Here is a 1,897-nt window from a genome sequence, read left to right as displayed (position 1 = left end):
GCACTTGAATGAAAAAGAAAACAACAGGCCATACAACCATCAAAGATGTAGCTGAATGTGCAGGAGTTTCGAAATCGACAGTTTCCCGCTATATTAACGGAAAAATTGACGCGATTTCTCCTGAAAAAGTGAAAAACATTAAAAAGGCAATCGCAGAATTGAATTATCGGCCGAGTAAAATGGCGCAAGGTTTGAAAATAAAAAAAAGCAAGTTAATCGGATTTGTTGTAGCTGACATTACAAATCCTTTTTCGGTCGCTGCTTTCAGGGGAGTCGAAGAGGTTTGTGATCAATATGGATACAGCATTATGGTGTGCAACACAGATAACAGTCCTGAAAAAGAGCGGGAAATGCTCTTAAAGCTAGAAGCCCATTCGGTTGAGGGCTTGATTTTAAACGCAACAGGGGAAAACAAGGATGTACTGCGCGCTTTTGCTGAACAGCAAATTCCAACAATCTTAATTGACCGGAAACTGCCGGATCTGAAACTGGATACCGTAACGACTGACAACAGATGGATCACAAAAGAGATTCTTCAGAAGGTGTACAGCAAAGGGTATACTGATGTCGCGCTGTTTACCGAACCGATTTCCTCTATCAGCCCTCGTGCAGAAAGAGCAGCTGTGTATCAGGAAATGGCTTCGGTTCATAATGTGAACGGGCTTGTCAGATTGCTTGAAATTGACGTAAAGGACAAGGAGCAGCTTAAGGCGGCGCTTCGTTCTTTTCACAAGGAAATGCCGGAGCAAAAAAAAGCGATTCTGGCTTTGAATGGCTTGATTATGCTGAAAATCATCAGCTGTATGGAAGAGCTTGGCCTGCGCATCCCTCAAGATATAGGGATTGCAGGATTCGATGATACGGAATGGTATAAACTGATCGGTCCAGGTATTACAACGATCGCCCAGCCGTCACATGATATGGGCAGGACGGCGATGGAACGTGTATTAAAAAGGATTGAAGGTGACAAAGGAGCGCCTCAAACCATTGAATTAGAGGCAAAAGTCATCATGAGAAAGTCACTTTAATCCTAGGTGCCCTCAACTAAGAGGAGGTTGGGAAGAGATGAAGCTTGATGCGGTGACATTCGGGGAATCAATGGCCATGTTTTATGCAAATGAGTATGGAGGCCTTCATGAAGTATCCACTTTTTCTAAAGGGCTTGCCGGAGCAGAAAGCAATGTCGCCTGCGGCCTTGCCAGACTCGGATTTCGAATGGGATGGATGAGCAAGGTCGGCAATGATCAGCTCGGAACGTTTATTTTACAAGAGCTTAAAAAAGAGGGAGTGGATGTGTCCCGCGTGATCCGCTCGCAGGACGAAAATCCCACCGGGCTGCTGCTGAAGTCAAAAGTGAAAGAAGGCGACCCGCAAGTTACCTACTATAGGAAAAACTCAGCTGCAAGCACATTAACTACAGCTGAATATCCGAGAGATTATTTTCAATGCGCAGGCCATTTGCATGTGACAGGTATTCCGCCTGCTTTATCAGCCGAGATGAAAGACTTCACGTATCATGTCATGAACGACATGAGAAACGCAGGGAAGACCATTTCATTCGACCCTAATGTAAGACCTTCGCTTTGGCCTGATCAAGCAACAATGGTACACACAATCAATGATCTGGCTGGGCTTGCAGACTGGTTTTTCCCGGGTATCGCAGAGGGAGAGCTATTGACCGGAGAAAAAACACCTGAAGGCATTGCCGACTATTATTTGAAAAAAGGTGCCAGCTTTGTTGCTATTAAACTTGGAAAAGAAGGCGCTTACTTTAAAACGGGGACAAGTGAAGGATTTCTAGAAGGCTGCCGGGTCGACCGGGTGGTTGATACGGTCGGCGCCGGAGACGGATTTGCAGTCGGTGTAATCAGCGGTATCCTAGACGGTTTGTCGAACA

General features: G+C 45.5%; 2 protein-coding genes. Both read left to right on the top strand.

The window, feature by feature from the left end:
* The first annotated feature begins 8 nt into the window (after positions 1-8).
* Entirely contained in the window at positions 9-1,028 is a 1,020-nt protein-coding gene (kdgR, locus tag RAC86_RS38265) for a pectin utilization transcriptional regulator KdgR (RefSeq protein WP_015251845.1), read from the top strand.
* Positions 1,029-1,065: 37 nt separating this feature from the next.
* The coding region (gene kdgK, locus RAC86_RS38260) for a 2-dehydro-3-deoxygluconokinase (protein WP_377886912.1) at positions 1,066-1,897 on the top strand (832 nt) is incomplete at its 3' end.

This window comes from Bacillus sp. LR_5 (assembly GCF_042709275.1).
The sequence above is the reverse complement of the archived record's forward strand: the minus strand, read 5'-3'. Positions and strand labels throughout refer to the sequence as shown.

Excerpts from the sequence above, each read along its gene's own strand:
- kdgR (WP_015251845.1), top strand. The coding sequence starts at position 9 with ATGAAAAAGAAAACAACAGGCCATACAACCATCAAAGATGTAGCTGAA.